This window comes from Streptomyces sp. NPDC046909 (assembly GCF_040644695.1).
In the GTDB taxonomy this organism is placed as follows: domain Bacteria; phylum Actinomycetota; class Actinomycetes; order Streptomycetales; family Streptomycetaceae; genus Streptomyces.
In genome coordinates, this window is record NZ_JBEYXC010000003.1 from 334,400 (window position 1) to 356,274 (window position 21,875).

At 68.9% G+C, this 21,875-nt stretch carries 21 protein-coding genes and 3 pseudogenes; 9 read left to right on the top strand and 15 right to left on the bottom strand.

Features of this window, described 5'->3' with window-relative positions; genetic code table 11:
• Nucleotides 1-90: 90 nt before the first annotated feature.
• The 5 genes from ABZ928_RS10240 to ABZ928_RS10260 form a co-directional block, all read right to left on the bottom strand.
• Complete coding sequence (locus ABZ928_RS10240; protein WP_361516684.1) at nucleotides 91-1,785, bottom strand: CocE/NonD family hydrolase; 1,695 nt, start codon at nucleotides 1,783-1,785, stop codon at nucleotides 91-93.
• 31 nt (nucleotides 1,786-1,816) lie between these two features.
• Nucleotides 1,817-2,686, bottom strand: coding sequence for an alpha/beta hydrolase (locus tag ABZ928_RS10245; protein WP_361516686.1), 870 nt, complete (start codon nucleotides 2,684-2,686; stop codon nucleotides 1,817-1,819).
• 129 nt (nucleotides 2,687-2,815) lie between these two features.
• Nucleotides 2,816-3,973 (bottom strand): hypothetical protein, encoded by a 1,158-nt coding sequence (locus ABZ928_RS10250; RefSeq protein ID WP_361516687.1) that lies wholly within the window; start codon nucleotides 3,971-3,973, stop codon nucleotides 2,816-2,818.
• A complete protein-coding gene (locus ABZ928_RS10255) occupies nucleotides 3,970-4,446 on the bottom strand; it encodes a DUF6114 domain-containing protein (RefSeq protein ID WP_361516689.1) in 477 nt (158 codons plus the stop codon). The genes ABZ928_RS10250 and ABZ928_RS10255 overlap by 4 nt, the downstream gene beginning before the upstream one ends.
• A 45-nt stretch (nucleotides 4,447-4,491) precedes the next feature.
• A complete protein-coding gene (locus ABZ928_RS10260) occupies nucleotides 4,492-5,106 on the bottom strand; it encodes a DUF6230 family protein (protein WP_361516691.1) in 615 nt (204 codons plus the stop codon).
• Nucleotides 5,107-5,293: 187 nt separating this feature from the next.
• On the opposite strand from ABZ928_RS10260, the gene ABZ928_RS10265 reads away from it, so the two are divergent.
• The 5 genes from ABZ928_RS10265 (at nucleotide 5,294) to ABZ928_RS10285 (ending at nucleotide 10,785) form a co-directional block, all read left to right on the top strand.
• Nucleotides 5,294-5,986, top strand: coding sequence for a MerR family transcriptional regulator (locus ABZ928_RS10265; RefSeq protein WP_361516693.1), 693 nt, complete (start codon nucleotides 5,294-5,296; stop codon nucleotides 5,984-5,986).
• A gap of 447 nt (nucleotides 5,987-6,433) precedes the next feature.
• Nucleotides 6,434-7,933 (top strand): MFS transporter, encoded by a 1,500-nt coding sequence (locus tag ABZ928_RS10270; protein WP_361516695.1) that lies wholly within the window; start codon nucleotides 6,434-6,436, stop codon nucleotides 7,931-7,933.
• 149 nt (nucleotides 7,934-8,082) lie between these two features.
• The gene (locus tag ABZ928_RS10275; RefSeq protein ID WP_361516696.1) at nucleotides 8,083-8,652 is read left to right on the top strand and encodes a TetR/AcrR family transcriptional regulator; all 570 of its coding nucleotides are present in this window, start codon (nucleotides 8,083-8,085) and stop codon (nucleotides 8,650-8,652) included.
• 191 nt (nucleotides 8,653-8,843) lie between these two features.
• Entirely contained in the window at nucleotides 8,844-9,992 is a 1,149-nt protein-coding gene (locus ABZ928_RS10280) for a 4Fe-4S binding protein (protein ID WP_361516698.1), read from the top strand.
• Nucleotides 9,993-10,215: 223 nt separating this feature from the next.
• Nucleotides 10,216-10,785, top strand: coding sequence for a TetR/AcrR family transcriptional regulator (locus ABZ928_RS10285; RefSeq protein WP_361516700.1), 570 nt, complete (start codon nucleotides 10,216-10,218; stop codon nucleotides 10,783-10,785).
• Between the two features lie 25 nt (nucleotides 10,786-10,810).
• Here the strand turns inward: ABZ928_RS10285 and ABZ928_RS10290 are convergent, their stop codons facing one another.
• Nucleotides 10,811-11,335, bottom strand: coding sequence for a TetR/AcrR family transcriptional regulator (locus tag ABZ928_RS10290; protein WP_361516702.1), 525 nt, complete (start codon nucleotides 11,333-11,335; stop codon nucleotides 10,811-10,813).
• A 91-nt stretch (nucleotides 11,336-11,426) separates the two neighbouring features.
• Here ABZ928_RS10290 and ABZ928_RS10295 point away from each other — a divergent pair, with 91 nt between their 5' ends.
• Nucleotides 11,427-12,242, top strand: coding sequence for an oxidoreductase (locus tag ABZ928_RS10295; RefSeq protein ID WP_361517624.1), 816 nt, complete (start codon nucleotides 11,427-11,429; stop codon nucleotides 12,240-12,242).
• Nucleotides 12,243-12,304: 62 nt separating this feature from the next.
• Here the strand turns inward: ABZ928_RS10295 and ABZ928_RS10300 are convergent, their stop codons facing one another.
• The 5 genes from ABZ928_RS10300 to ABZ928_RS10320 form a co-directional block, all read right to left on the bottom strand.
• Nucleotides 12,305-12,676 (bottom strand): DUF1330 domain-containing protein, encoded by a 372-nt coding sequence (locus ABZ928_RS10300; RefSeq protein WP_361516704.1) that lies wholly within the window; start codon nucleotides 12,674-12,676, stop codon nucleotides 12,305-12,307.
• 32 nt (nucleotides 12,677-12,708) lie between these two features.
• A complete protein-coding gene (locus tag ABZ928_RS10305) occupies nucleotides 12,709-13,410 on the bottom strand; it encodes an SDR family oxidoreductase (RefSeq protein WP_361516706.1) in 702 nt (233 codons plus the stop codon).
• A gap of 747 nt (nucleotides 13,411-14,157) precedes the next feature.
• Nucleotides 14,158-14,568, bottom strand: a complete 411-nt coding sequence (locus ABZ928_RS10310; protein ID WP_361516708.1) for a PIN domain-containing protein — start codon at nucleotides 14,566-14,568, stop codon at nucleotides 14,158-14,160.
• The gene (locus ABZ928_RS10315) at nucleotides 14,565-14,786 is read right to left on the bottom strand and encodes a type II toxin-antitoxin system VapB family antitoxin (protein ID WP_361516709.1); all 222 of its coding nucleotides are present in this window, start codon (nucleotides 14,784-14,786) and stop codon (nucleotides 14,565-14,567) included. The genes ABZ928_RS10310 and ABZ928_RS10315 overlap by 4 nt, the downstream gene beginning before the upstream one ends.
• 262 nt (nucleotides 14,787-15,048) lie before the next feature.
• A complete protein-coding gene (locus ABZ928_RS10320) occupies nucleotides 15,049-17,568 on the bottom strand; it encodes a hypothetical protein (RefSeq protein ID WP_361516711.1) in 2,520 nt (839 codons plus the stop codon).
• Nucleotides 17,569-17,749: 181 nt separating this feature from the next.
• Between ABZ928_RS10320 and ABZ928_RS10325 the strand changes: the two are divergent.
• Nucleotides 17,750-17,871 (top strand): annotated as a pseudogene (locus ABZ928_RS10325) (type II toxin-antitoxin system VapB family antitoxin); the annotation flags it as partial.
• Nucleotides 17,868-18,272 carry a PIN domain-containing protein gene (locus ABZ928_RS10330; RefSeq protein WP_361516713.1) on the top strand — a complete coding sequence of 135 codons (405 nt, stop codon included), beginning with the start codon at nucleotides 17,868-17,870 and terminating at the stop codon, nucleotides 18,270-18,272. The pseudogene ABZ928_RS10325 and the gene ABZ928_RS10330, both read left to right, overlap by 4 nt.
• A 551-nt stretch (nucleotides 18,273-18,823) precedes the next feature.
• Here the strand turns inward: ABZ928_RS10330 and ABZ928_RS10335 are convergent.
• The 3 genes from ABZ928_RS10335 to ABZ928_RS10345 are packed head-to-tail and all read right to left on the bottom strand — an operon-like array spanning nucleotide 18,824 to nucleotide 20,387.
• Entirely contained in the window at nucleotides 18,824-19,249 is a 426-nt protein-coding gene (locus tag ABZ928_RS10335) for an arsenate reductase ArsC (RefSeq protein ID WP_361516715.1), read from the bottom strand.
• A gap of 26 nt (nucleotides 19,250-19,275) precedes the next feature.
• The gene (locus ABZ928_RS10340; RefSeq protein WP_361516717.1) at nucleotides 19,276-20,016 is read right to left on the bottom strand and encodes an aquaporin; all 741 of its coding nucleotides are present in this window, start codon (nucleotides 20,014-20,016) and stop codon (nucleotides 19,276-19,278) included.
• On the bottom strand, nucleotides 20,013-20,387 hold the full coding sequence (locus tag ABZ928_RS10345; protein WP_361516719.1) for a metalloregulator ArsR/SmtB family transcription factor: 375 nt from the start codon (nucleotides 20,385-20,387) through the stop codon (nucleotides 20,013-20,015). The genes ABZ928_RS10340 and ABZ928_RS10345 overlap by 4 nt, the downstream gene beginning before the upstream one ends.
• Before the next feature lie 118 nt (nucleotides 20,388-20,505).
• Between ABZ928_RS10345 and arsM the strand changes: the two are divergent.
• A pseudogene (gene arsM, locus ABZ928_RS10350) lies at nucleotides 20,506-21,252 on the top strand (arsenite methyltransferase); the annotation flags it as partial.
• A 165-nt stretch (nucleotides 21,253-21,417) separates the two neighbouring features.
• On the opposite strand, the pseudogene ABZ928_RS10355 reads toward arsM, so the two are convergent.
• Nucleotides 21,418-21,864: pseudogene (locus tag ABZ928_RS10355) on the bottom strand (SDR family oxidoreductase); the annotation flags it as partial.
• Nucleotides 21,865-21,875: the final 11 nt, after the last annotated feature.

A 21,875-nucleotide genomic window follows, 5' to 3' on the forward strand; every position in this document is an offset into this window, starting at 1 on the left:
CACGCGGTCCTGTGGCTTCCACAAGACGGCTTCGATAAAACGGAGGCTACCTCCGTACTGGTTCCACAGTAAAACGGAGGCAGCATCCGGTCAAGTCGGAGGCACTACGGGCAAGACGATCCGGGACGGCCGGGCGGAGTCATGGAAGACCTGCTGCCGGGCCACTCGGGCCGTCGTCGCGCTGTCCTCGGGTTCGCCTGTGTTGAGGTTGCGGTCCCAGCGGGGGAAGTTGCTGGAGGTGACCTGGATCCGGATGCGGTGGCCTGCCCGGAAGACGATGCTGGTCGACCACAGGTCCACCACGCGCTCGGACACCTCCCCCGGCGTCGCCGCCCGCACCCGCACGATGCCGTCGGTCACATTGCGGGAGACACCGTGCTCGTCGACGTCGCACAGGCGGGCCACCCAGTCGGTCGAAGGGCCGTCGGTGGCGGCGAAGAGCACCGCCTTGACGCGGCCGGTCACCTCGATGTCCTCGGTGAGCGGTTCGGTGGTGAAGACCAGGACGTCCTCGCGCGCCTCCACGGGAGCCTGGTCGAGTGGACCGGGAGGGAAATCGTCGGCCATAAGGAGGCCGCCACCCATGAGGATGGCCCCGCCGGTGGTGGGTACCGGGTCCAGCGGGTCGTAGGTGAACTCCTCGGCCTGCTCAGCGATGGGCGGTGGCTCAGGGGTCAGGCGTCCGTCCGCGCGCAGGTGGAAGTCCGTGTCCACCCCGCGCGACAGGGGCCATTCCGTCTCCTCGCGCCACCGGTTGACGCCCATGACGAACAGCAGCACCCTTCCCCTGTCCGGCTCCAGCGGTTCGCCGTCGCCGATCGTGCGCCGGAACCAGTCGAACTGCATGTCCGTGAGGCGTCCGCGCATGCCCATGAAGTCGGAGTGTGCGGTGAACCCGAAGTTGACGTCCCCGACCACGTGCCCCCAGTTGGTGTGGGTCCAGGGGCCCATGATCAGGGTGGCGGATCGGCCCGCCCGGCGCATGGCGGTGAAGTTGTCGAGGGTGCCCTGACTGAAGATGTCGTACCAGCCCCCTACCTGGAAGGTGGGCAGATCGACCTCGTCGTGCCGGCCGGCGACGCGGCTGGACGTCGCCCACTCCGGCTCGCGGCGGGAGCGTTCATAGCCGAGTTCAGGCAGGTCGTGCCGGGCGAACGCGGGGAACCGGCCGGCGGGCAGCTCCTCGTAACCGCCGTTCGCCAGGCCGTCGAAGTCCTGGATGAGCCCGGTGAGGCCGCTCACGAGCCCGTCGAAATCGGTGGCATGACGACGCATCAGCGTGTCGGCGCCCTGGAGCAGTGACCAGGGGACGGTGATGCCGAGTTCGATCGCGCCACCGCGCGTCCACAGCCCGTCGTCCGGATCGGACCACGTGATCATCGGCGCGATGGCCTTCAGCTCCGGCGGCTTCGACAGCGCCGCCGTCCACTGGGTGTTGCCGAAGTAGCTGCCGCCGATCATGCCGACCGAGCCGTTCGAGCCGGGGAGGGCGGCGGCCCACCGTACGGTGTCGTAGCCATCGCTCTCCTCGTACGTGAACGGCTCCCACTCCCCCTCGGAGGCGAACCGGCCGCGCGTGTCCTGGATGACCACCATGAATCCGCGCCGGGCGGCCGCCGCCGGGTCGAGCATGACGGTCATCATGGGCGTCCGCTTGCCGTACGGCAGCCGGCTCAGCAGCACCGGCCACGGCCCTGTACCGCCGGGCCGGTAGACATCCGCGCGCAGTACCGTGCCGTCGCGCATCCGCGCCGGTACGTCGAGCTCGATCCGGATCTCCGCCATGCTCCGCTCCTAGAGTCAGTGGTGCCGGTCGTCAGGCCGCCGCGTTCAGCAGGTCGGCGAGTACGTCGGGGCGTTCCAGGGCGATGAAGTGGCCGGCCTTCGGCACCTGCGTGAACTCGGCGGCGGGGAGCAGCCGCTTGTTGGCCTCCCGGTCCGAGGGGCGGGACCAGTCCTTCTCGCCGTAGACGAGGTGGACGGGCGCCTTGACCTCGGGATAGCGCGGGCGGGCCGCGATGAGGCTGGGCAGGGCCTGGTACACGGACCGGGCGACGGTCGGGTAGCCGGGGCGGGTACCCACCCGGAGGAGCTCGTCCACGTAGTCCTCGCGCAGCGCGCTCTTGTCGCCGAGGCCGCCCTGAAGGATCGCGCGGAGGGCGGGCTTGGGCTCCACCCCGGCGATCACCGGGCCCACTCCGGGCGCGAGGACACCGCTGACCACCACGCGGGCCAGGAGGCTGGAGCGGGCGATGCCGCCGCGGAAGTCGTAGGTGTTCACCGCGACAACGCGCCGTACCCGCTCCGGGAGATCGGCGGCGGTGGTCAGGGCGAGCACCGCGCCCATGGACTCCCCCACCAACGTCACGTCGCGGAGGTCGAGTTCGGTCAGCAGCCGCTCGACGCCCGCACGCATCGCGGGCTCGTCGTACGACGCCCCGGGCACGATCTCGGAGTAGCCCATCCCCGGCAGGTCCAGGGCGTACACGGTGTAGTGGTCCTCGATCAGCGGGATGAGGTGGCGGAAGTGCTCGGCCTGGGTGCGCACGGTGTGCAGCAGGACCAGAGGAGCGCCGGTGCCCGCCTTGAGGTAGCGCAGTTCACCCTCCCTTCCGTCGCGAGGGGGGATCGTGTGGCTGGTGGTCCCCGGGATGTGAATCGTGGGACGTGACTCTTGACTGGGCATCTCGCCGGCTCCTTGTAGGTGAGGGATTACCAAAACGGTCAGGACTCTCACCCGAGAATGAGAAACCGATCGGTTTCCATTAAGGTAAACCGATCGGTTTTCCAGCGCAACCCCGGCAGGCCCCCAGCTTCAGCGGGGCGTTCCGTACCCGTGGATCCCGGGGATGACGAGCCGCCCGCCGGTCTGTCCGGCCTGGTCGATATCTGCTTCGTCGAGGACGAGCCGGAGCTTGAGGCCCAGCTTCCCGACCGTGTCGTAGAGCCACTCCGGGACGGTGTCGGGGGTGAGGTGGAGGCGGAGGACCGGGGGCAGGGGGATGCCTTCGGCGCCGGAGAGGGTGCCGGCCAGGCTCTCGACGTACATGGTGATGCGGTCGCCGTGCAGCGTGGACGTCGAGCCGGGCGCTCCGTCGATGTGCTGGATCTGCGGGCCGACGGATACGGCCATCTTCAAGCCGCGGATCGTGACGGCCGCCGCGGAGAACTTGAGCACCCGCTTGGGCCCGGCGGCCGTGTCCACGGTTACCACGCCACCGAAGACGAGGTCACGCAGTTCGAGGCGGCTTCCCTTCATGTTCCAGGACTCGGCGGCGAATCGACCGGCGGTCGTGTCCTCGGGAGCCTTGAGATCGCTGATGTCACAGGCGCGGGAGGCCCCCGTGGTGGCCGACGGTCGAGACGACGGCTCGGTGGTCCGGTGGCCGCGGGTGGGCGACGCGTGGGGTGCTGCGGTCGGCGGCGCGTCGGACGGTTCCGACGTCGTCGGCGTCGGAACGGCCGGGATCGGTGAGGGGCTCGTGTCGGGTGATGAACTCTGCTCCTCGGTGTCGCCGTGGAGGAGGGAACCGAGGAGGTCCGCGAGACCGGTGGTGGCGGGGGTCGCGCTCGGTGAGGCGGTCGGAGTCGGGGCCGGGGTCGTTTCCTCGTCGGTCGCGCGCTCCGGCGGTTCGACGGGTTCATCGCTCGTGGGGGCGCTGGGCGTGCCGGGAGCAGCGGAGGGAGTAGGGGTAAGGGCCGCGGTGTCGTCAGCGCGGGAACAGTCGACGCCGCCGACGGACTCTTCTTCGGGAGTGGAATGAGCCGCGGTGGCGCTCGTGTCGGCCGCGGGCGGACGCTGGCTCGCCAGGACGAGGACGGTCGGCAGCGCGGTGAGTGCGAGGGCCTTCCCGAGCGGCAGGCGCAGTCGGGTCAGCGCGGACGTACGGGGAAGGGCGTGACGGCCTCTCGTCGACCGCGCGTAGTGAGGTGCTGCGGCCTCGCCGCGGAGGCCGGGCGACGGGTCGGTCATTCCCCGGTCCTCCCCGACGGCCCCTCGGTGTCCTCGGTGGCCTCGGCGTCCTCGGTCGTGTTCACCGGGCCCCACGCCAGGGCCAGGAGTCCACCCGTACTCGCGAGCAGTGTGCCGACGAAGAATCCGCCGAAGTTGGAGATGGGGAGCGACAGGACACCGAGGAAGACGGCCACGCAGCCGGCGAAGAACCTGATGATCGGCTGGAACCACAGGAGTCCGCCGAGGACGATCAACGTCAGGCCGATGACGAGGGACCCCGCCCCCGCGGTGGTGGACATCGCCACGGACAGGGCGCCCAGGGAGAGGTTGAAGTACGGGAAGTAGATGATCGGCGCGGCGGCCAGGAGTACGAGCAGGCCCGCCCAGAAGGGGCGGGTGCGCCGCCAGGTCCTGAACGTCCGGCGAGCACGGGCGAAGCCGCTGCTGCTCTTGCCGCTGTGAGGGTGCGCGGGTGCGCCGACACTCGTCATGTGGAGGTTCCCAAATCGTCGGCGGGCGAGGGGAATTGAGGGAGGTCAGAAGCAGTCGTGGCGGCCGGCCGCGATGTTCATGTGCAGGCCCGACAGTTCGAACGTGCCGGCCGAGCTGGCCCAGACCGTCTGGTGGGCGTCGATGATCTCGACCGAATCCGCCTGCTGCGCATAGCCGTTGGGGTCCACATGGTCCTTCGGGTTGACCTGGCCCTTGGTCATGGCGCCCACGGCGACGCCGATGTCGACGTTGTTGAACGTGCCCTTCTTGGCCTGGAGGTCGGTCATGTCGATGTACAGGTTCTTGGCCTTGACGGCGGTGCCCTCTCCGCCCGCCTTGAGCGACATCGTGTAGGTCCCGAGCACGGGGATGTCCACCGGGACGGACTGGCACATGTCGACGATCGTCGCGTCCTTGATGGACGACACGGCGACGGGTACGTGCTTGCCGTTCTTGGCGACGTCGACCGTGGCGTAGTTGCCGAACCCGGAGCCGCTCAACTTCCCGGCCGAGACCTTGAAGTCGGAGCCGGAGATGCTGAACGAAGCAGCCAGCGCGCCCTGGGCCATGGAGACGGCGACGGCCGCCGTGGCGATCACCGTCGGCACCGCGCCGATGGCGAAACGCTTCCAGTGGGTTCTGCCTTTGCGCTCGGACATGCGTGGACCTCCGTTGTCGGGGTGTACGGGGCGTACGAGGTGAGTCGAGGCCGGGTGCGCAAAGAGGGCACACCGGAGGAGCACTTGATAGCTCCACTATCGAGTGCCTGATAGTGGCACTATCGAGCCCGGTGGGGCAACCCCCGGTAACGCGATACTGGAGGGACAGTTGAGCGTGAGGGAGCGCATGAGGATTTCGGAGCTCAGCCGACGGTCCGGGGTGCCGGTGGCGACCATCAAGTACTACCGACGGGAGGGACTGCTCCCCGAGGGCCGCGCACTGAACCCGACCACGGTCGAGTACGACGAGGAGCACCTCCAGCGGCTCCGTCTGATCCGTTCCCTCATCCAGCTCGGCGGGCTGTCAGTCGCCCGTACCCGGGAGGTGCTCGATGCCGTCGAGCAGCCGCTGGACGCGTTCGAGACCCTGGCCGTCGTCCATCACGCCCTGCCCGTTCCTTCCGCGGAGGCGAACGTGAAGGGCGGTGAGGGTGAGGAGGGCGCCGCCGAGGAGGCGACGTCCGGCGGAGCCGTCGAGCGGGTCGAGGCTCTCATCGAGGGCATGGGCTGGCAGATCTCCGACGCGTCGCCGCACCGCCCGGCGCTCGCCGAGAGCCTCGCGGCACTGAGCCGCATCGGCACCGACTACACGGCCGCCGACCTCGTCCCCTACGCACGGCTCGCCACCTCCACCGCGGACCTGGACTTCGCACAGCTCGAAGGGGTCGAGGACCAGATCGCCCTCGCCGAACGGGCGGTGGTCCTCAGCGTGCTGTTCGAGCCGGTTGTCAGACTGCTGCGGCTGCTGGCCCAGGAGGACGCGAACCATCGTCGCCACGATCGCCGTGCGTGCGGGCGGGGGGAGCAGCCGGCGAAGTGAGCCCCGGTGGGGTGCAGAGGAGTCACCGGCACCCCACCCGCAGGACTCAGTCCGCGGCGGCGACTACGGGCTTGTCGGCGGGGTCGTCGGCCGGCGCGTCGGATTCCTTGATTCCCATGCGGCCGTAGAAGCGCACGGGCGGGCGCACACCACCAGCACGTCCACCGGGCCGCAAGCACCCTGTCGACACCGAAGTGCCTGACGGCTGGCACATCACTCATCTCTATCGCCCGCCGCTTCGTGGGCAGATCAGCCGTGTCGCGACACGGGCAGCAATGGCTTGTCGACGGCGCCGTCAGCCTGCGCGGACTTCGACCTCGCCGGGTCACCCCCGGGCCGGAAGCACCCCGTTTCAACTTGCACACAGGAAACCGATCTGTTTCCCTAGATGGAAACAGATCGGTTTCCAGCCGATGTCCTGCCCTCGACCAGCAGCAAAGGGAAGACATGTCTACGACCTTCGACCGCGGAGCACCCGCCTCCGGGAAAACAGACTCGGGCCGTCGCGGCTCGCATGCCATGCGCTGGTGGGTGCTCGTCGTGCTGGGCGTGGCGCAGCTCATGGTCACGCTCGATGCGACGGTCGTGAACATCGCGCTGCCCGAGGCGCAGCATGATCTCGGTTTCAGTGACGGCAGTCGGCAGTGGGTCATCACGGGCTACGCCCTGGCGTTCGGCAGCCTGCTGCTGCTCGGCGGCCGACTCGGGGATCTGTTCGGGCGACGTACGACATTCGTGACCGGCCTGTTCGGGTTCGCCGCCGCGTCCGTCGTCGGCGGTGCGGCCGGCAGCTTCGAGATCCTCGTCGCGGCCCGGGTCGCTCAGGGCCTGTTCGCCGCGCTGCTCGCGCCCGCGGCGCTCTCCCTGCTGAGTGTGACCTTCACCGACCCGGCCGAGAGGCCGAAGGCGTTCGGCATCTTCAGTGCGTTGTCCGGTGCGGGTGCCGCGGTCGGCCTGTTGCTCGGCGGCATGCTGACCGAGTGGGCGTCGTGGCGTTGGGTGATGTACGTGAACGTCGTCTTCGCGGGCGTCGCGCTGGTCGGTGCGCTGCTGTTGCTGGCCAAGCCCGCGCACGCCGAGCGGCCGAAGATCGACATTCCCGGCACGGTCGTCGTCAGCGCCGCGCTCTTCGGCATCGTCTACGGGTTCGCACACGTCGAATCCACCAGCTGGACCGACCCGGTCGCCCTCGGCTCCATGATCAGCGGCGTGGTGCTGCTCGCGGTGTTCGCCTGGCTGGAGCGCAGGGTCGCGCATCCGCTGCTGCCGCTGCGCGTGGTGCTGGACCGGACGCGGGGCGGTTCGTTCCTGGCCGTGTTCGTCCTCGGTATGGGGATGTTCTCGATCTTCCTGTTCCTGACCTACTACCTGGAGGCCAGCATCGGATACTCGCCGATCGAGGCCGGGCTGTCCTTCCTGCCGATGGTCGGGGGCATCGTCGCCTCGTCTACCACGGTGCCCTCGCTGCTGCTGCCCAGGGTCGGCCCGAAGGTCGTGGTGGTCGCCGGCTTCCTGGTCTCCGCGTCCGGCATGGCCCTGCTGACCCGGCTCACGCTGGACAGCGCCTACGTCGCCGACATCATGCCGGGCATGATCCTGCTGGGCCTCGGTATCGGCGCGGTGATGACCACCTCGTTCCAGGGTGCTACCTCCGGCGTCCACCACGAGGACGCGGGTGTCGCCTCGGCACTGATCAACACCAGCCAGCAGGTGGGCGGTTCGATCAGTACGGCGCTGCTGACCACCGTCGCCTCGTCGGCCGCGACCGACTACCTGTCCTCGCACAAGCCGAGCGCATTGACCATGGCCCAGGCCGGCGTCGAGAGCTACACGGCCACCCTGGCGTGGGGCGCCGGGATCTTCGTGGTCGGTGCGGTGCTGACGGCGTTCCTGATGCCGAACTCGGCTCTGGCACCGTCGGAGGGTGAGCCCGTTCTCGCCCACTGAGGCGGAGAACTGAGCGGGAGACCGCGATGGGGGTGCCGACGCTCGAACGCACCCCCATCGAGGCGCCTCCCTGCTTCTACCGCTCCCTCACGACACCCGCCGTAAACCGATCGGTTTCCGCTGGAACGGAATCGAGTTAACCTCGCCATATGACCACCGAAGCAATGCCAAGCTCCCGAGAGCGGCTGCTGGAGGCAGCGGCCACGCTCACCTACCAAGACGGCGTCCACATCGGCGTGGACGCGCTGTGCAAAGCCGCCGGGGTGTCCAAGCGCTCCATGTACAAGCTGTTCGAGAGCAAAGACGAACTCCTGGCGGCAAGTCTGGAGGAACGCGCCTCCGCCTACGTGACAGCGCTCCTTCCCACCGCAGACGACAACCGTCCACCCCGCGAACGGATCCTGCATGTCTTCGAACAGGCGGAGGCACAGGCGGGCACACCCGACTTCCAGGGCTGCCGGTACCTCGTCGCACAGATCGAGCTCAAGGACCCTAGCCACCCCGCGAGCCAGGTGGCCCGCCGGGTCAAGGAGAACCTCACCGCCTTCTTCCGGGCCGAGGCCGAACAGGGCGGGGCGAGCGACCCGGACCTGCTGGCCCGTCAGCTGATCCTGGTCTTCGACGGCGCCAGCGCCCGCGCGGGAATCAAGGCCGACACGCAAGCCGGGCTCGTCGCCCCCACGGTGACCGCCCTGCTCGATGCGGCACATATGCGCTGACGTATCGCGCCGCCCGGGTGGCTGCGGCCATTGACGCACCCGGCGCGCCCCGCCCGGCATTCGGCGCCCCGGGAAACTCCAGCAGCTCACCGCAAGGACTTGCGCGCGGAAACCGATCGGTTTACGGTGGTGAAACTGATCGGTTTCTCGCCGTGCAGGCGAGCCTCGCACCCGAATCCTCAGGAGTACGGATGACTGCCGCGCGCGACGCCGACGAGCGGACGACGGCCCCGGCCCCGACCCCGACCCCCAGGCTTCCGGCGAAGCTGGCCGCCCACCCGTCGGTCCAGGCCGTCCTCGCCCGGCGCGCGGCGGGCGACGTCGCGAACCCACCGCCCATGATCGACGCGGCCTGGCTGCGCGAGCTGTGTCTGGCCGCCGGGGCGGACGACGTCGCGGCGGTCAGCCTCGACCACCCCGACCTGGCCGGCGAGCGCGAGTACGCGCAGTCCGCGCTGCCCGGCACCCGCACCCTGATCGCGATGGCGGTCCGGATGAACCGCGACAACTGCCGCTCCCCCGCCCGCAGTGTGGCCAACCAGGAGTTCCACCAGACCGACGAACAGGCCAACCACGCCGCCCGCAGCGTCACCCAGGCACTCCAGGACGCCGGCTACCGCGCACTCAACCCGTCGGTCGGCTTCCCGCAGGAGATGGACCGCTTCCCGCGTGAGCGGATCTGGGTGGTCGCGCACAAGACGGTCGCCGTGGCCGCCGGCCTCGGCGTCATGGGCCTGCACCGCAACGTCATCCACCCGAAGTTCGGCAGCTTCATCCTGCTGGTGACCGTCCTGGTGGACGCGGAGGTGAGCGAGTACGGGCAGGCACTGGACTACAACCCCTGCATCGACTGCAAGTTGTGCGTCGCGGCCTGCCCGGTCGGCGCCATCGCCAAGGACGGCTCCTTCGACGGCCTGGCCTGCACCACCCACAACTACCGTGAGTTCATGAGCGGGTTCACCGACTGGGCGCAGACCGTGGCCGACAGCGAGGACGCCGCCGACTACCGCTCCCGGGTGAGCGATTCCGAGAGCGCCTCCATGTGGCAGAGCCTGAGCCACCCTCCCGGCTACAAGTCCGGCTACTGCCTCGCCGTCTGCCCCGCCGGCGAGGACGTCCTGGGCCCGTACCTGGACGACCGCAAGAGCTTCATGGACACGGTGCTACGACCGCTTCAGGAGAAGAAGGAGACCCTGTACGTCTTGCCGGGCTCCCACGCCCAGGAGTACGCCCAACGCCGCTTCCCCCACAAGCCGGTCAAGGAAGTCACCGGCGGCTGGCATCCTCCGGCGAAGCGCGCCGCACCCACCGGCCGAGAGACGCGTACGTCGTCGGCATGACCGCAAGTCACCCAGGACGGGCCATTACTCGGAGTGGCCCCGGTGTGCGTCGCCCTGACGGGGACGGCAGGCGCGCACACCATCACGGCTCGGCGACGGCCCATTCCCCCAGGCCGTCGCCGAGCCCCTTCCGAGGACCGTGCGAAGACCTGCCGAAGACCCCCCTCAAACCCATGGAAACCGATCGGTTTTCATTTCGTCCGGTCCGGGTTAACCTCACGGTATGACCACCGAAGTGAAACTGAGCCCCAGGGAGCGCCTGCTGGAGGCGGCGGCCACGCTCACCTACCGGGACGGCGTCAGCATCGGCGTCGAGGCGCTCTGCAAGGCGGCCGGAGTGTCGAAGCGCTCCATGTACCAGCTGTTCGAGAGCAAGGACGAGCTCCTGGCGGCAAGCCTGAAGGAGCGCGCCGCCGCCTACGCGGCGACCCTCCTGCCCGCGGCGGACGACGGCCGGCCACCCCGCGAGCGAATCCTGCACGTTTTCCATCAGGTGGAATCGCAGGCAGGGGCGCCCGATTTCCGGGGCTGTCGATATCTGGCCGTGCAGGTCGAACTCAAGGACCAGGAGCACCCCGCGAGCCGCGTGGCCCACCAGGTCAAGGCGAACCTGACGGCTTTCTTCCGCACCGAGGCCGAGCAGGGCGGGGCGGGCGATCCCGATCTGCTGGCCCGACAGCTCACCCTGGTCTTCGACGGAGCGAGCGCCCGCGCGGGGATTCAGGCCGACAACCTGACCGGGCTCGTCACACCCACGGTCACCACCCTGCTCGATGCGGCGGACGTGCGCTGACGCACCACCGCCCGAAACCCTCCACTCACCGCCCGGCAGCCGAGGGAAGCCCGATGGCCGCAAGCGTGTTGCAGAGCATGCCGCAGGCGAAGAAGCTCGCGGTCTCATCGGCGTCACCGCCGAGTGACTGGTGCACGGTCTCCCAGATCTTCATCCAGCCGGCCCGGACGACCTGACCGATCAGGTCGTCGCCGCGGGCCTCGGCGGCCGCCACGGTGGCGTATCCCTGCATCTGCATCAGGAGCGTTTCGGGGCTCGTAGAGATCAGCTGCGCATAGGCGTCCGCCATCGCCTGCCGGGCTCGCCCACCTCCCTCCACCCCGTCGGCCGCCCTCTCGAAAGCCAGGCGAGTGTCTTCCGCGCTCCGTTCGAGAGCGGCAACGAAGATCGCCTTCTTGTCCGGGAAAAGCCGGAAGAGGTACGGCTGCGTGACGCCAACGCGCTCGGCGATCGTCGCCGTGGTGGTGCCGCGGTAGCCGGCGCGTGCGAACTCGGCGATCGCCGCACGAATGACGTCCTCACGCCGCTCCTGCGCAGTGATCCCGCCCATGACCCCACCTCCTGCCCGACCTTGCACATGGAAACCGATCGGTTTACTGTAGCGGAAAACGATCGGTTTCGAGCGAGTGCGGGAGTCCATGATGACGACAGGTCGGCCGGTGGCACTCGTGACGGGCGCATCCTCCGGCATCGGGAAGGAAACCGCGCTCGCCCTCGTCGCGGCCGGATTCGACGTGGTCGGCACAAGCCGCGACACCTCACGCGTCACCCCGCTCGACGGCGTGACGTTCCTCGGCCTCGACGTCGCCAGTGACACCTCGGTCACCGCCTTGGTCCAGGAGGTGACCGAGCGGTTCGGGCGGATCGACGTCCTGGTCAACAACGCGGGCGTCGGCTCGCTGGGGGCGGCCGAGGAAACCTCCGTCGAGCAGGCTCAGTCCGTCTTCGACACGAACGTCTTCGGGGTCATGCGCATGGTGAACGAGGTTCTGCCGCACATGCGCGCTCAGCGACGCGGGCGCATCATCAACATCTCGTCCGTGCTCGGGTTCCTGCCCCAGCCCTACATGGCCGCCTACGCCGCCTCCAAGCACGCGATCGAGGGCTACACCGAGTCCCTGGACCACGAGGTCCGTGACCACGGCGTCCGGGCGCTCATCGTCGAACCCGCCTACACCAGGACCGGATTCGAGGCCAACAGCGCGAAGCCCGACACCCCCCTGCACGCGTACGCGAAGCGGCGGCAGACCGTCGACCGCTTGATGGCGGAGGCGGTCAGGAGCGGCGACGCCCCCGCCGTCGTCGCCAAGGCGATCGTGGCGGCCGCGACCGACTCGAAGCCGAGGCCGCGCTACACCGCCGGCCCCCTGGCCGGACGCGCGCGCGTACTGCGCCGCCTCGCTCCCGCCACTGTCTTCGACAAGCAGATCCGCAAGATGAACCAGCTGGCCGGCTGACGCCCTCCGGAAAGCCAAAGGGCCCACCGACGCGGCCGGTGGGCCCTCACGACAGACCTTGGCTAAGGCTTGAGCACCGCCAGGACGTCGTCGAGCGAAACGTCGGTGGGGTCGGTCATGTCTGAACCATCGAACGTCTGCCAGATGTAGGACGCCGTCCCGCTCTCCCGCAGCGGATGCAGGTCGGCCAATTCGGGATCGTCCCGGAAGCTGTTAAACGCTTCCTCGGACTCCCATTCGACGAGGAACAGAACCTGCCGCGGTGTGAGGTCACCGGCCACGTTGTCCCGGAAGCGGCCGAAGGCCACCATTCGGCCGCCATACTTTGGAGCCGCTTCGGGCAAGCGGCTGAAGTACGCCAGGTATTTCTCCAGGTCAACCACGTCGAACATGTTCAGGGCGTAGAACTTCTTCGTCTCTGAATTCGCACTCATCGCAATGCCCTTTCGGTTCTCAGAAAACTGCTCTACTTGGCGAGTTGGGGGTACAGCCCCGCCAGATCGCCGGCCAGGCCAGCCTTGACCTGCCGGGAGATGTCGTCGGCGAGCACCTCGTACGCGCCGGCTTCGACCCCGTCGAGGGCGAGTGCAGCGACGTCACGGGGGTCGGACTTGGGTGCCTCGACGCCGGCCGCGAGGTCCGTGTCGACGTAGCCGACGTGCAGTCCGGTGACGGCGATGCCGCGCGGCTGGAGTTCGAGGCGCAGGGAGTTGGTCTGCGACCACAGGGCGGCCTTGGAGGCGCTGTAGGAGCCGCCGAGCGCGATCCAGGACAGCACGGAGTGCACGTTCAGGAGGTGGCCGCCGCCGTTGCGTTCGATGACCGGCGCGAAGGCGCGGGCGACGAGGAGCGGGCCGTAGAAGTTGGTCTCGAACTCCCGGCGTATGTCGTCGACCGGGGAGTCGAGGAAGGACGCGCCGACCGAGGCACCCGCGTTGTTGATCAGCACGGTGACGTCCTGCGCCTGTGCTGCGGCGGCTGCCACGGAGGCCGGGTCGGTGACCTCCAGGGCCACGGGGACGGCGTCCGGGTGCGTCACCGTGCGCGGGTCGCGGGCCGTGGCGTACACCTTGCCGGCACCGCGCGCGTACAGCTCCTCCACCAACGCCTTGCCTATACCGCGGCTGCCGCCGGTGACGAAGACGTGCGCGCCCTTCAAAACGGTCATGACTCTCTCCCGGAGAATAAGAAACCGATCGGTTTCCAGAAGAGTAAACCGATCAGTTTCCCGACGCAAGCTCAGGCGCTGGCCACTCCCCTCCGCATCGGCAGGCGAGCTCGGGCGGAGGGTGGCCATAGAGCGCCTTGGCGTGCGACGTCCCAGAAAGAGCTAGCTATCCATGTGCACACGCAACGGCCCCGCGTAGTCGGCTCCGGCACGGACGACCCTCACGCAAAAGGTGGGCCACTTCAGTGCGGCACCCACCCGTCGCTGAGTGCCGTGCCCACAGCGTGCCCATAAGACCGGTGAAGCACGGTCAACCACGGTTCGATCGTGCACCCCCGGGCACCACGCCAGGGGTACGTATGCGCAGGTCAGATGCCCTTCCCCGCTTCAAGCGCCGTCGCTTCCCAAGCTGAGAGTGCGAGTTCGATTCTCGTCACCCGCTCTTCTTGAAGCCCCAGGTCAGCGGCCTGGGGCTTGTGCGTTGACGAGGTTTTCTCCGCAGGAACCGGCCGCTGGGCACACGGAAGATTGGGCACGCGGAGGGCACGGGTTCTCGTTTCCGCCGCGAACGGCACCTCTGGCCTGCGGCTCCGCTGCATCAACCGCATCAGTCACGCCTGTGAGCCCTCAGCCTGCCCGTCCCCCTGGAGAGGCGGATGGCGTGTATGGACGCCACAGTCCTTTCGGTTACCCAAATCCCTGCCCGATGGACAGGACTTCAACGATCCCGCCGCGGCGCGGTATCCCTCAGGCGATGTCGTGGACGTTGTGCTCGGTCAGGTCGGATGCGTGCCGGGCGATGGCGCGATAGTCGGCGTCGTCATGCAGGACAGTCAGTCCATGATGGGCTGCGGTCGCGGCGATGACGAGGTCCACAGCCGAAGCGCTGCGGTGCTCCCCTGCCTGGGCCATACGGTGTTGCACTGCGCCGATCCAGCGCCCCGCGTTCTTCGGTACAGCCGCATCGGGATACAGGTCGGTGAACATCTCCGTGATCTCGTCGTACTCGCGTCCGTTCCGAGCGCCGTGGAGGAATTCGGCGCGCTGCACGTAGCAGGACGCGATGGCCCCGGCATCGATCGCGTCGTACCAGGCCGATTGCAGTTTCGGGTCACGGAGCAGCCGGACCAGGCCGGAGGTGTCGAGCAGGTAGATCACCGACTGCCCTTCTCCGCCCGGTGCAGGCGCTCGGCGTCCTCGACGGCACCCCACTCACGCGCACGCTCGAAGTGGCGGCTGATGCGCGCGGCACGCTCCTGCTGTTCGGCGTAGAAGCGTAGAGCGAGGTTGACGGCCTCCTTCTTCGTCCTGACCTTCGACAGAGCCATCGCACGTTCCAGGGCGTCATCGTCGATGTCGATCTGGGTTACGGACATATGGTCCCTCGCAATGTTGGTGATGTACATAGAAGAATATGTCACCAACATCCGCGGGTCCAGGCGCGCATGCCGGAAGGCGATGCGGCACCTGTGCCAATAGCGCACCCGTAACACCAGAAGATCACGGTCAACAGCGGTGCAACCCGGCCGGTGGCCCGACGATTCCGCAATCGCTGTGATGGTGGCTGTCTGTGGGCGTCACGCACCTGATTGAGGGCTGTCGGCGGGTCCCGGCCCGTAGCACCGGGACCCGGCGAGGTCAGCGGACGTCGACGTAGTCGCCCGAGGCGGTGATGGGTGCAGTGGTGGACGAACCGGCGAAGGTGTAGCGCCAGTACCCGTCCACCGACGCCTTCACCGTGGTCTTCAGGCTTCCGGAGCTGTCAGTGGTGACCGTCTTCACCTTCGTGTACGTGGACGTCCCTTTCTTCCGGAACTGCAGCGTCACCTTCTGGCCGGAATAGCCGTGGTAGCCACCGAGCGTCTCCCAGTCCGCGCGGGACAACTTGCCGGTGATGGTGAGGGTCTTGCCTTTGGCCACCGGCTCGGGAGCGGCGTTGACCGTCACGGTCGCGTCGCGCACGACGGGCACCGACTTGGCGGCGTGCAGGTCGACATGGCTTGTCCCATCTGCCGACTCGGCCCAGGCGGCCAACTTCCAGGTCCCGGCCAGGGAGTTGCGCCCGAGCGCCCAGCGCGGCTGGATGTAGGCGAAGTGCGCCTCGCAGGTGGAGGTGGTCGTGCTGACCTTGGTGCAGGCCGCCGGCCAGGTGCCGTAGAGAACGGCGTCGGGGGTGCCGTACGAACCCTTGTAGAGGTACATGTCACCGCCCCAGATCCCCGCGGGGTCGGTGGCGGTGAACTTCGCCCTGAACTCCTGCAGCGGGGCGTCGGTGAGCTCGACCCGCTTGCCGCCGTTGACCACGACGTTCGAGATGCGGGTCGCGCCCGCCGTCTCGTCGCCCTGGGTCGCCGGGCCCGCGAACGCCCGCGTGATGGTGCGACGGAGGCTGCCGCCCTGGTCGTCGGCGGCGGTGACACGCAGCGAGACGAAGGAAGCGGTGGCGGGAAGGTCGAGTGTTGCCGAGCCGTCCGATGCGACGGCCAGGTCTGTCCAGGTGGCGCCGTCGTCCGTGGAGTAGGCGAGCCCGGTGATCCGGGTGTTCGCCACTGCCGCGTCGGTGGCGCGGGTGGTCGCACTCGCCTGGACCTGGACCGGACCGGCGGCCGCGCGGCCGTACCCGTCGAGGCCCGGGATGCTCAACCGGGCGTCAATCAGCGGGAGTTCCCGGCCCTCGGCGTAGGACGAGCGGAAGGTCCACTCGTTGTGGACGTCCGTGGACAGCCGGGCGTACGGGACGCGGCGGTGGACGGTCTGGTCGAGGGTGTATGTCTGCTGCAGCGACGGCAGGGCCGACGACGTCAGCGAGTGGTACGCGTCGAGGCCCGTGGCCTGTGCGTAAGTGACGCCGTCGGAGGAGGTGAGCTGGTACGAGTACGTCGCGCGGCCGTCGATCGCCGTGTGGCCGACCGCGTCGCTGAAGGCGTTGTCTTCCGACAGCACGATCTTCCCGAAGTTCCGCTGCGAGCCGCCCCACTCCCTGCGAACCGGCTGAAGCGGGGCCGCGCCCAGACTCTCGCCCACGTTGGTCCCCGCTGCCAGTGTCCGGTCCGGGAGGTTCAGGCTCAGCTCGCCGGTGCCGTACGACAGCAGCCGACTGTAGGTGACGCCTGGTGTGGCGTACTCGGTGACCGAACCGGCAACCGGCACCGCGCCGCCGATGTAGACGCCCGTCCACTCGCCGAAGGACGGGACGCTCTGCAGGAAGGCCGTCGTCCGGGTACCCGGGGCACCCACCTTCGTGACGGTCTTCGCCAGGGCCGAGGCACGAACCGTCGCGATGGGCGAGGCAGGCACGGTGGTGGTGAAGCTGTGGGTGAGGTCGTAGCGGTAAGGACTCGGCACACTCGCCGAGGCGCCCTTCTTGCCGAGCACCTCGTGCAGGCGCAGCGAGACGCCGCTCACCGAGAACGGAGTGACATACACCTTGTCGGCTCCCGATCCGGCGAAGCCCGCCAGGTCGCCGCCCGGGACGCTGATCCACACGGCGGCCGCGTCCCTGGTCGCGGTGGTGTCGTCGGTTCGGATCGCGGTCTCCTTGGCCGCGCGCTGGTCGAAGGTGACCGTCTTGGCGGCCGAACCGACCGAGAAGGTGCGAGTGAGCAGATAGCTCGGCTCCTGCCAGTCGTTGTGCAACGCGACTGAGAAATAGTCACCTGGTGGCAGCTTCACGGTCGACGAGGCGCCGGCGGTGTCGCTGTCGACGGCATAGAACGTCCAGGTCTTGCGGTCCCAGACGTAGAACAACTTGGACCGGACATCGGCGTTGGTGATGCTCAGCTTGACCGCATAGGTTGCCGCGGCGGCGTACGTCGTCGTGGGGGCGCTCTGCGCGGCCTCGGTTCGCGCGGGCGGCGTGAGCTTCGCGGTCGTGGTCGTGCGGTCGGCCACGGACTTCCCCGTCGGGCGCACGGACACCGTGCCGTCGACCGAGGCGATGGCGTAGCGCGGTGCGGGGGCGGCGCCCTCCGGATCCGCCGTCACCCGGATGTCACGCCCGTCGACGAGTTCGACGCGTCCGTCGTCTCCCAGCTCAACGCTCCGCCCGGTGCGGAGTGCCGCGTCGTCCGTCGACGACACCGTCCCTACCGTCGCCGGACCGTTGTCCGATGCCGTCGCCGCGGGCACGGGCGCCAGCAGCAGAGAGGCAGTGGACACCGCTCCGCACAGTCCCGCCGCAGCACGTCTTCGAACCCACCCGACACGAAAAACGGACATCAATGGCCCCCTGACTCTCTCCCCTGAGAATCGCCCCCGGCACATCCGCCACAGGCGGCGATGAGCTCACTCTAAGGGTCAGCTGTGACTGCGCACCCTGATTGTCATGTGCACCGAGGACGCCCTGCGTGAAGTGCTGGAGAACCGTCGGCGCGCCCTGGCACTCACCCGCCTGCGGCGTCGGCGGAAGAGGGCGCCTTCGATCTCGATCTCTTCGAGGACAAGGGGAACTACCGCTGGTGAACGCCGCGCGATACCTGATCGACACCAGTGCGCTCGCCCGACTACTGCGCGGCGACGCCGAACAATGCGGATGGGACCAGGTGGCAGCCGCCGCACTCATCGCCACCTGCCCCATCACCGAGCTGGAGTTCTTCTGCCGTGCGCGCTCCCCGGCCGACCGCGCACAAGGCATCGAAGACATGCGCCTGCTCTCCGGCCGGGTGCCGGTCGACGACCGCGCCTGGCAGGTCCAGGAGCTTCTCACGCAGCGCGGACAACATCGCAGCGCCCTCGATCTGGCGGTGGCCGCCACGGCCGAGCTGAAGGGGCTCACTCTGCTGCACCGCGACCGGGACTTCGAGTGCATCGCCGCCGTCACCGGCCAGGCGCGCCAGTGGTACGGCCCTGAAGCCGGCAAGTGAGCCAGGTGTGGGCGAGACCCTTCACCGACTGGCTCTACACTCGCGAAACGCTCCCCCGGCCGAACATACGAGCCGACCGAGTCGGACACGGAACCCGTCCACCACGGCGCTCGGCCCGCCGCGCTCCGGAACCGTGCCCATAGCGTGCCCGTAAGAGCGGACAACCACGGTCGACAGCGGTACGACCCAGCTCTCGCGAGGCGGCCACTGAGCCACATAAGGGCAGGTCAACGATCACATGACCTTCCAAGCGCCGTCGCTTCCCAAGCTGAGAGTGCGAGTTCGATTCTCGTCACCCGCTCCAATTTGAACCCCCAGGTCATTGACCCGGGGGTTGTTTGTTGTCTAGTCCAATTCGGGGGCGGCGCGCCCTCCGCATGCCCTGAGTCGAGGTCAAGTTGCCTTCCAGAGGGATCGTCGGCGCCAACCCGGATCCCCCGATCAGCCGCATCTCGAATGGCGAGACGCATTTCGCGTGACCCGCACCACAGTCCAAGCAAATGACCGTCAAGTCGCTTACGCAAAGCGGCAGTTCACGAGCCCTGATGGCGTCATGCGCGATGCTGCACACCGAGGTCGGTGAGCAGGGCGCGGACACGGTCCTCGATCTCGTCGCGGATGGGGCGTACGGCGTCGACGCCCTGCCCTACTGGGTCGTCCAGCGTCCAGTCCAGGTAGGTCTTCCCGGGGAAGACGGGGCAGGTGTCGCCGCACCCCATCGTGATCACGACGTCCGATGCCTGGACGGCTTCGGCGGTCAGGATCTTCGGGGACTCGGCGGAGATGTCGATGGCCGATTCACTCATCGCCTCGACGACGGCGGGGTTGACCGTGTCGGCCGGGGCCGAGCCGGCCGAGCGGACCTCCACCGCGTCGCCTGCGAGGTGCGTGAGGAAGGCAGCGGCCATCTGGGAGCGGCCGGCGTTGTGGACACAGACGAAGAGGACTGAAGGCTTGGGGGAGGCGGGAGCGTTCATGGGGTCGTGTCTCTCTGGGTGGCGGGTCAGGGGAGGGTGGGGGCGGTGAGTTCGGGCTCGCTCCGCGCGGCGGACACATCGGTCCGCGTGGCGGCCCGGCGGCCGAAGACCGCCGCCACGAGCGCCAGTCCGAGTACGGCCCCTGCCGCCTGCGCCGCGATGAACGGGGCGACCGAGCCGGGCGCGATACCGGCGAACGTGTCCGTGAAGGCCCGGCCGATCGTCACCGCCGGGTTCGCGAACGACGTCGAGGAGGTGAACCAGTAGGCCGCACCGATGTACGACGCCACAGCGACCGGGGCGAAGCGGTCGCGGCCGACCCGGGCCAGACCGGAGATCAGGAGGATGAGGCCGGCGGTGGCCACGGTCTCACCCAGCAGGTGTCCCGCCGAGCGGTCGTGCGTCGACCAGCGCACCAGCGGCTCGCCGAACATGGCGTCGGCCAGGACGGCGCCCGCGATCGCTCCGGCGATCTGGGCGGGGACGTACGCCGCCACGTCACGCACGGCGAGTCCGTCGGCTTCGCGGCGTCCCGAGCACCAGGCCGCGAGGGTCACGGCGGGGTTGAAGTGGGCCCCGGAGACCGGGCCGAACAAGACGATGAGCACGCCCAGGCCGAAGCCCGTGGCCAGCGAGTTGGCCAGCAGCTGCACACCCACGTCTCGCGACAGCTCAGTGGCCTGGATGCCGGAGCCGACCACGATCGCGACGAGTACCGCCGAGCCGACGGCCTCAGCCACGGCACGGCGTCCGAGCGAGGCAGTCACGCGACCGCCTCGGCCGTCGTCGGGGTCGTGAGGAAGGCAGCAAGCCGGTCAAGCGCCGACGGCAGCACCCAGTAGTAGACCCACGTGCCGCGCCGCTCGCAGTCGATGAGACCGGCCTGGCGCAGGAGCTTGAGGTGGTGGGAGATCGTCGGCTGGGAGAGATCGAAGGCGGGGGTCAGCTCACAGACGCACGTCTCGCCGCCCTCCCCGCGCGAGGCGATCATCGACAGCAGGCGCAGCCGGACCGGGTCGCCCAGGGCCTTGAAGACCTTGGCGAGCTCCGCCGCCCGCTCGTCGTCGAGGGGGGCCGCGGACACTCCGGAGCAGCAGTCGGCGTCCTGGCCGAGCACCTCAAGCTCTTGTTTCGACATGCCTCTATGTTGACGTTCTTCGATCCAAGGCGCAAGGTTGTATCAACTAACTTCAATACAGGCCGTTCGGGGCGGCGCCATACGTGCGCCACGCCTCGTCTCATCCAGGAGTGACGCCATGCGCGAGCAGTCCACCGACCTGCGCGAAACCGTCCGTCAGCGGTACGCCGCAGCGGCCGTACAGGTCACCGAGGGCGGTACCGCCTGTTGCGGGCCCGAGCCGGTCGAGGTCGACGAGAACTTCGGCTCCACCCTCTACGCCGCCGCCGAGCGTGACGCCCTGCCCGCCGAGGCCCTCGCCGCCTCCCTCGGCTGCGGCAACCCCACCGCCGTAGCCGAACTCCGGAACGGGGAGAGGGTGTTGGACCTCGGGTCCGGTGGCGGGATCGACGTACTGCTGTCCGCGCGGCGCGTCGGGCCGACCGGGAAGGCGTACGGGCTCGACATGACCGACGAGATGCTCGAACTCGCCCTGGCCAACACGCAGAAGGCGGGCGCCACCAACGTTGAATTCCTCAAGGGCACCATCGAGGCCATCCCTCTCCCCGCCTCCGCCATCGACGTCGTCATCTCCAACTGCGTGATCAACCTGTCCGTCGACAAGCCCGCCGTCTTCGCCGAGATGTTCCGCGTGCTGAAGCCCGGCGGCCGCATCGGCGTCTCCGACGTCGTCGCCGACGACACCCTCACGCCCGGGCAGCGGGCCGAGCGCGGCGACTACGTCGGCTGCATCGCGGGCGCCTTGTCCTTCGCGGAGTACCGGGAGGGGCTGGCGGCCGCCGGCTTCACGGACGTCGAGATCACCCCCACCCACCCGGTCGCCGACGGCATGCACTCCGCGATCATCCGCGCAGTCAAGCCATCCACCGCCGCCGAGCCCGGCGTCTCGGTCGCGTCGACGGACGCGTGCTGTGGCGTCACCGCCTGCTGCACCTCGGACGAGCAGGCCACCGACCCCTCCGCTACGGCGGCGGAAGCCAAGACCGCTTCAGGATGCGGCTGGGCGACGAGGCGCTGTTGGGCGCCGTCGTCATCGGGCGACGTAGCCGCCGTCGACAGGCAGGGCGACGCCGACGACGAAGCTCGCGCCGGGACGGCACAGCCAGAGGACCGCCTGGGCGATCTCCTCCGCGGTGCCGAGGCGGTTGATCGGCTGGTTGGCCTCGGCCTCGGCGCGGTCGAGTTCTCCCTTGGTGATCATGCCGCGTGGGGCGTATTCGAGGGCGGCGCTGGTGGTCAGGCCGATCACGCCGTGCTTGGAGGCGTGGTAGGAGGCCCGGCCGGGCAGGCCGACCAGGCCGCCGAGGGGGGAGCAGTTGACGATGGCGCCGCTGCCCTGGGCGCGCATGTGCCGCAGTTCGTGTTTCATACCGGCCCACACTCCGCGCAGGTTGATCGCGTTGACGCGGTCGAACCGTTCGGCGGGTTGGTCGGCGGCGTCGCTGGGCGGGATCCGGATGCTCGCGTTGTCGCCCGCGGAGGACTCTG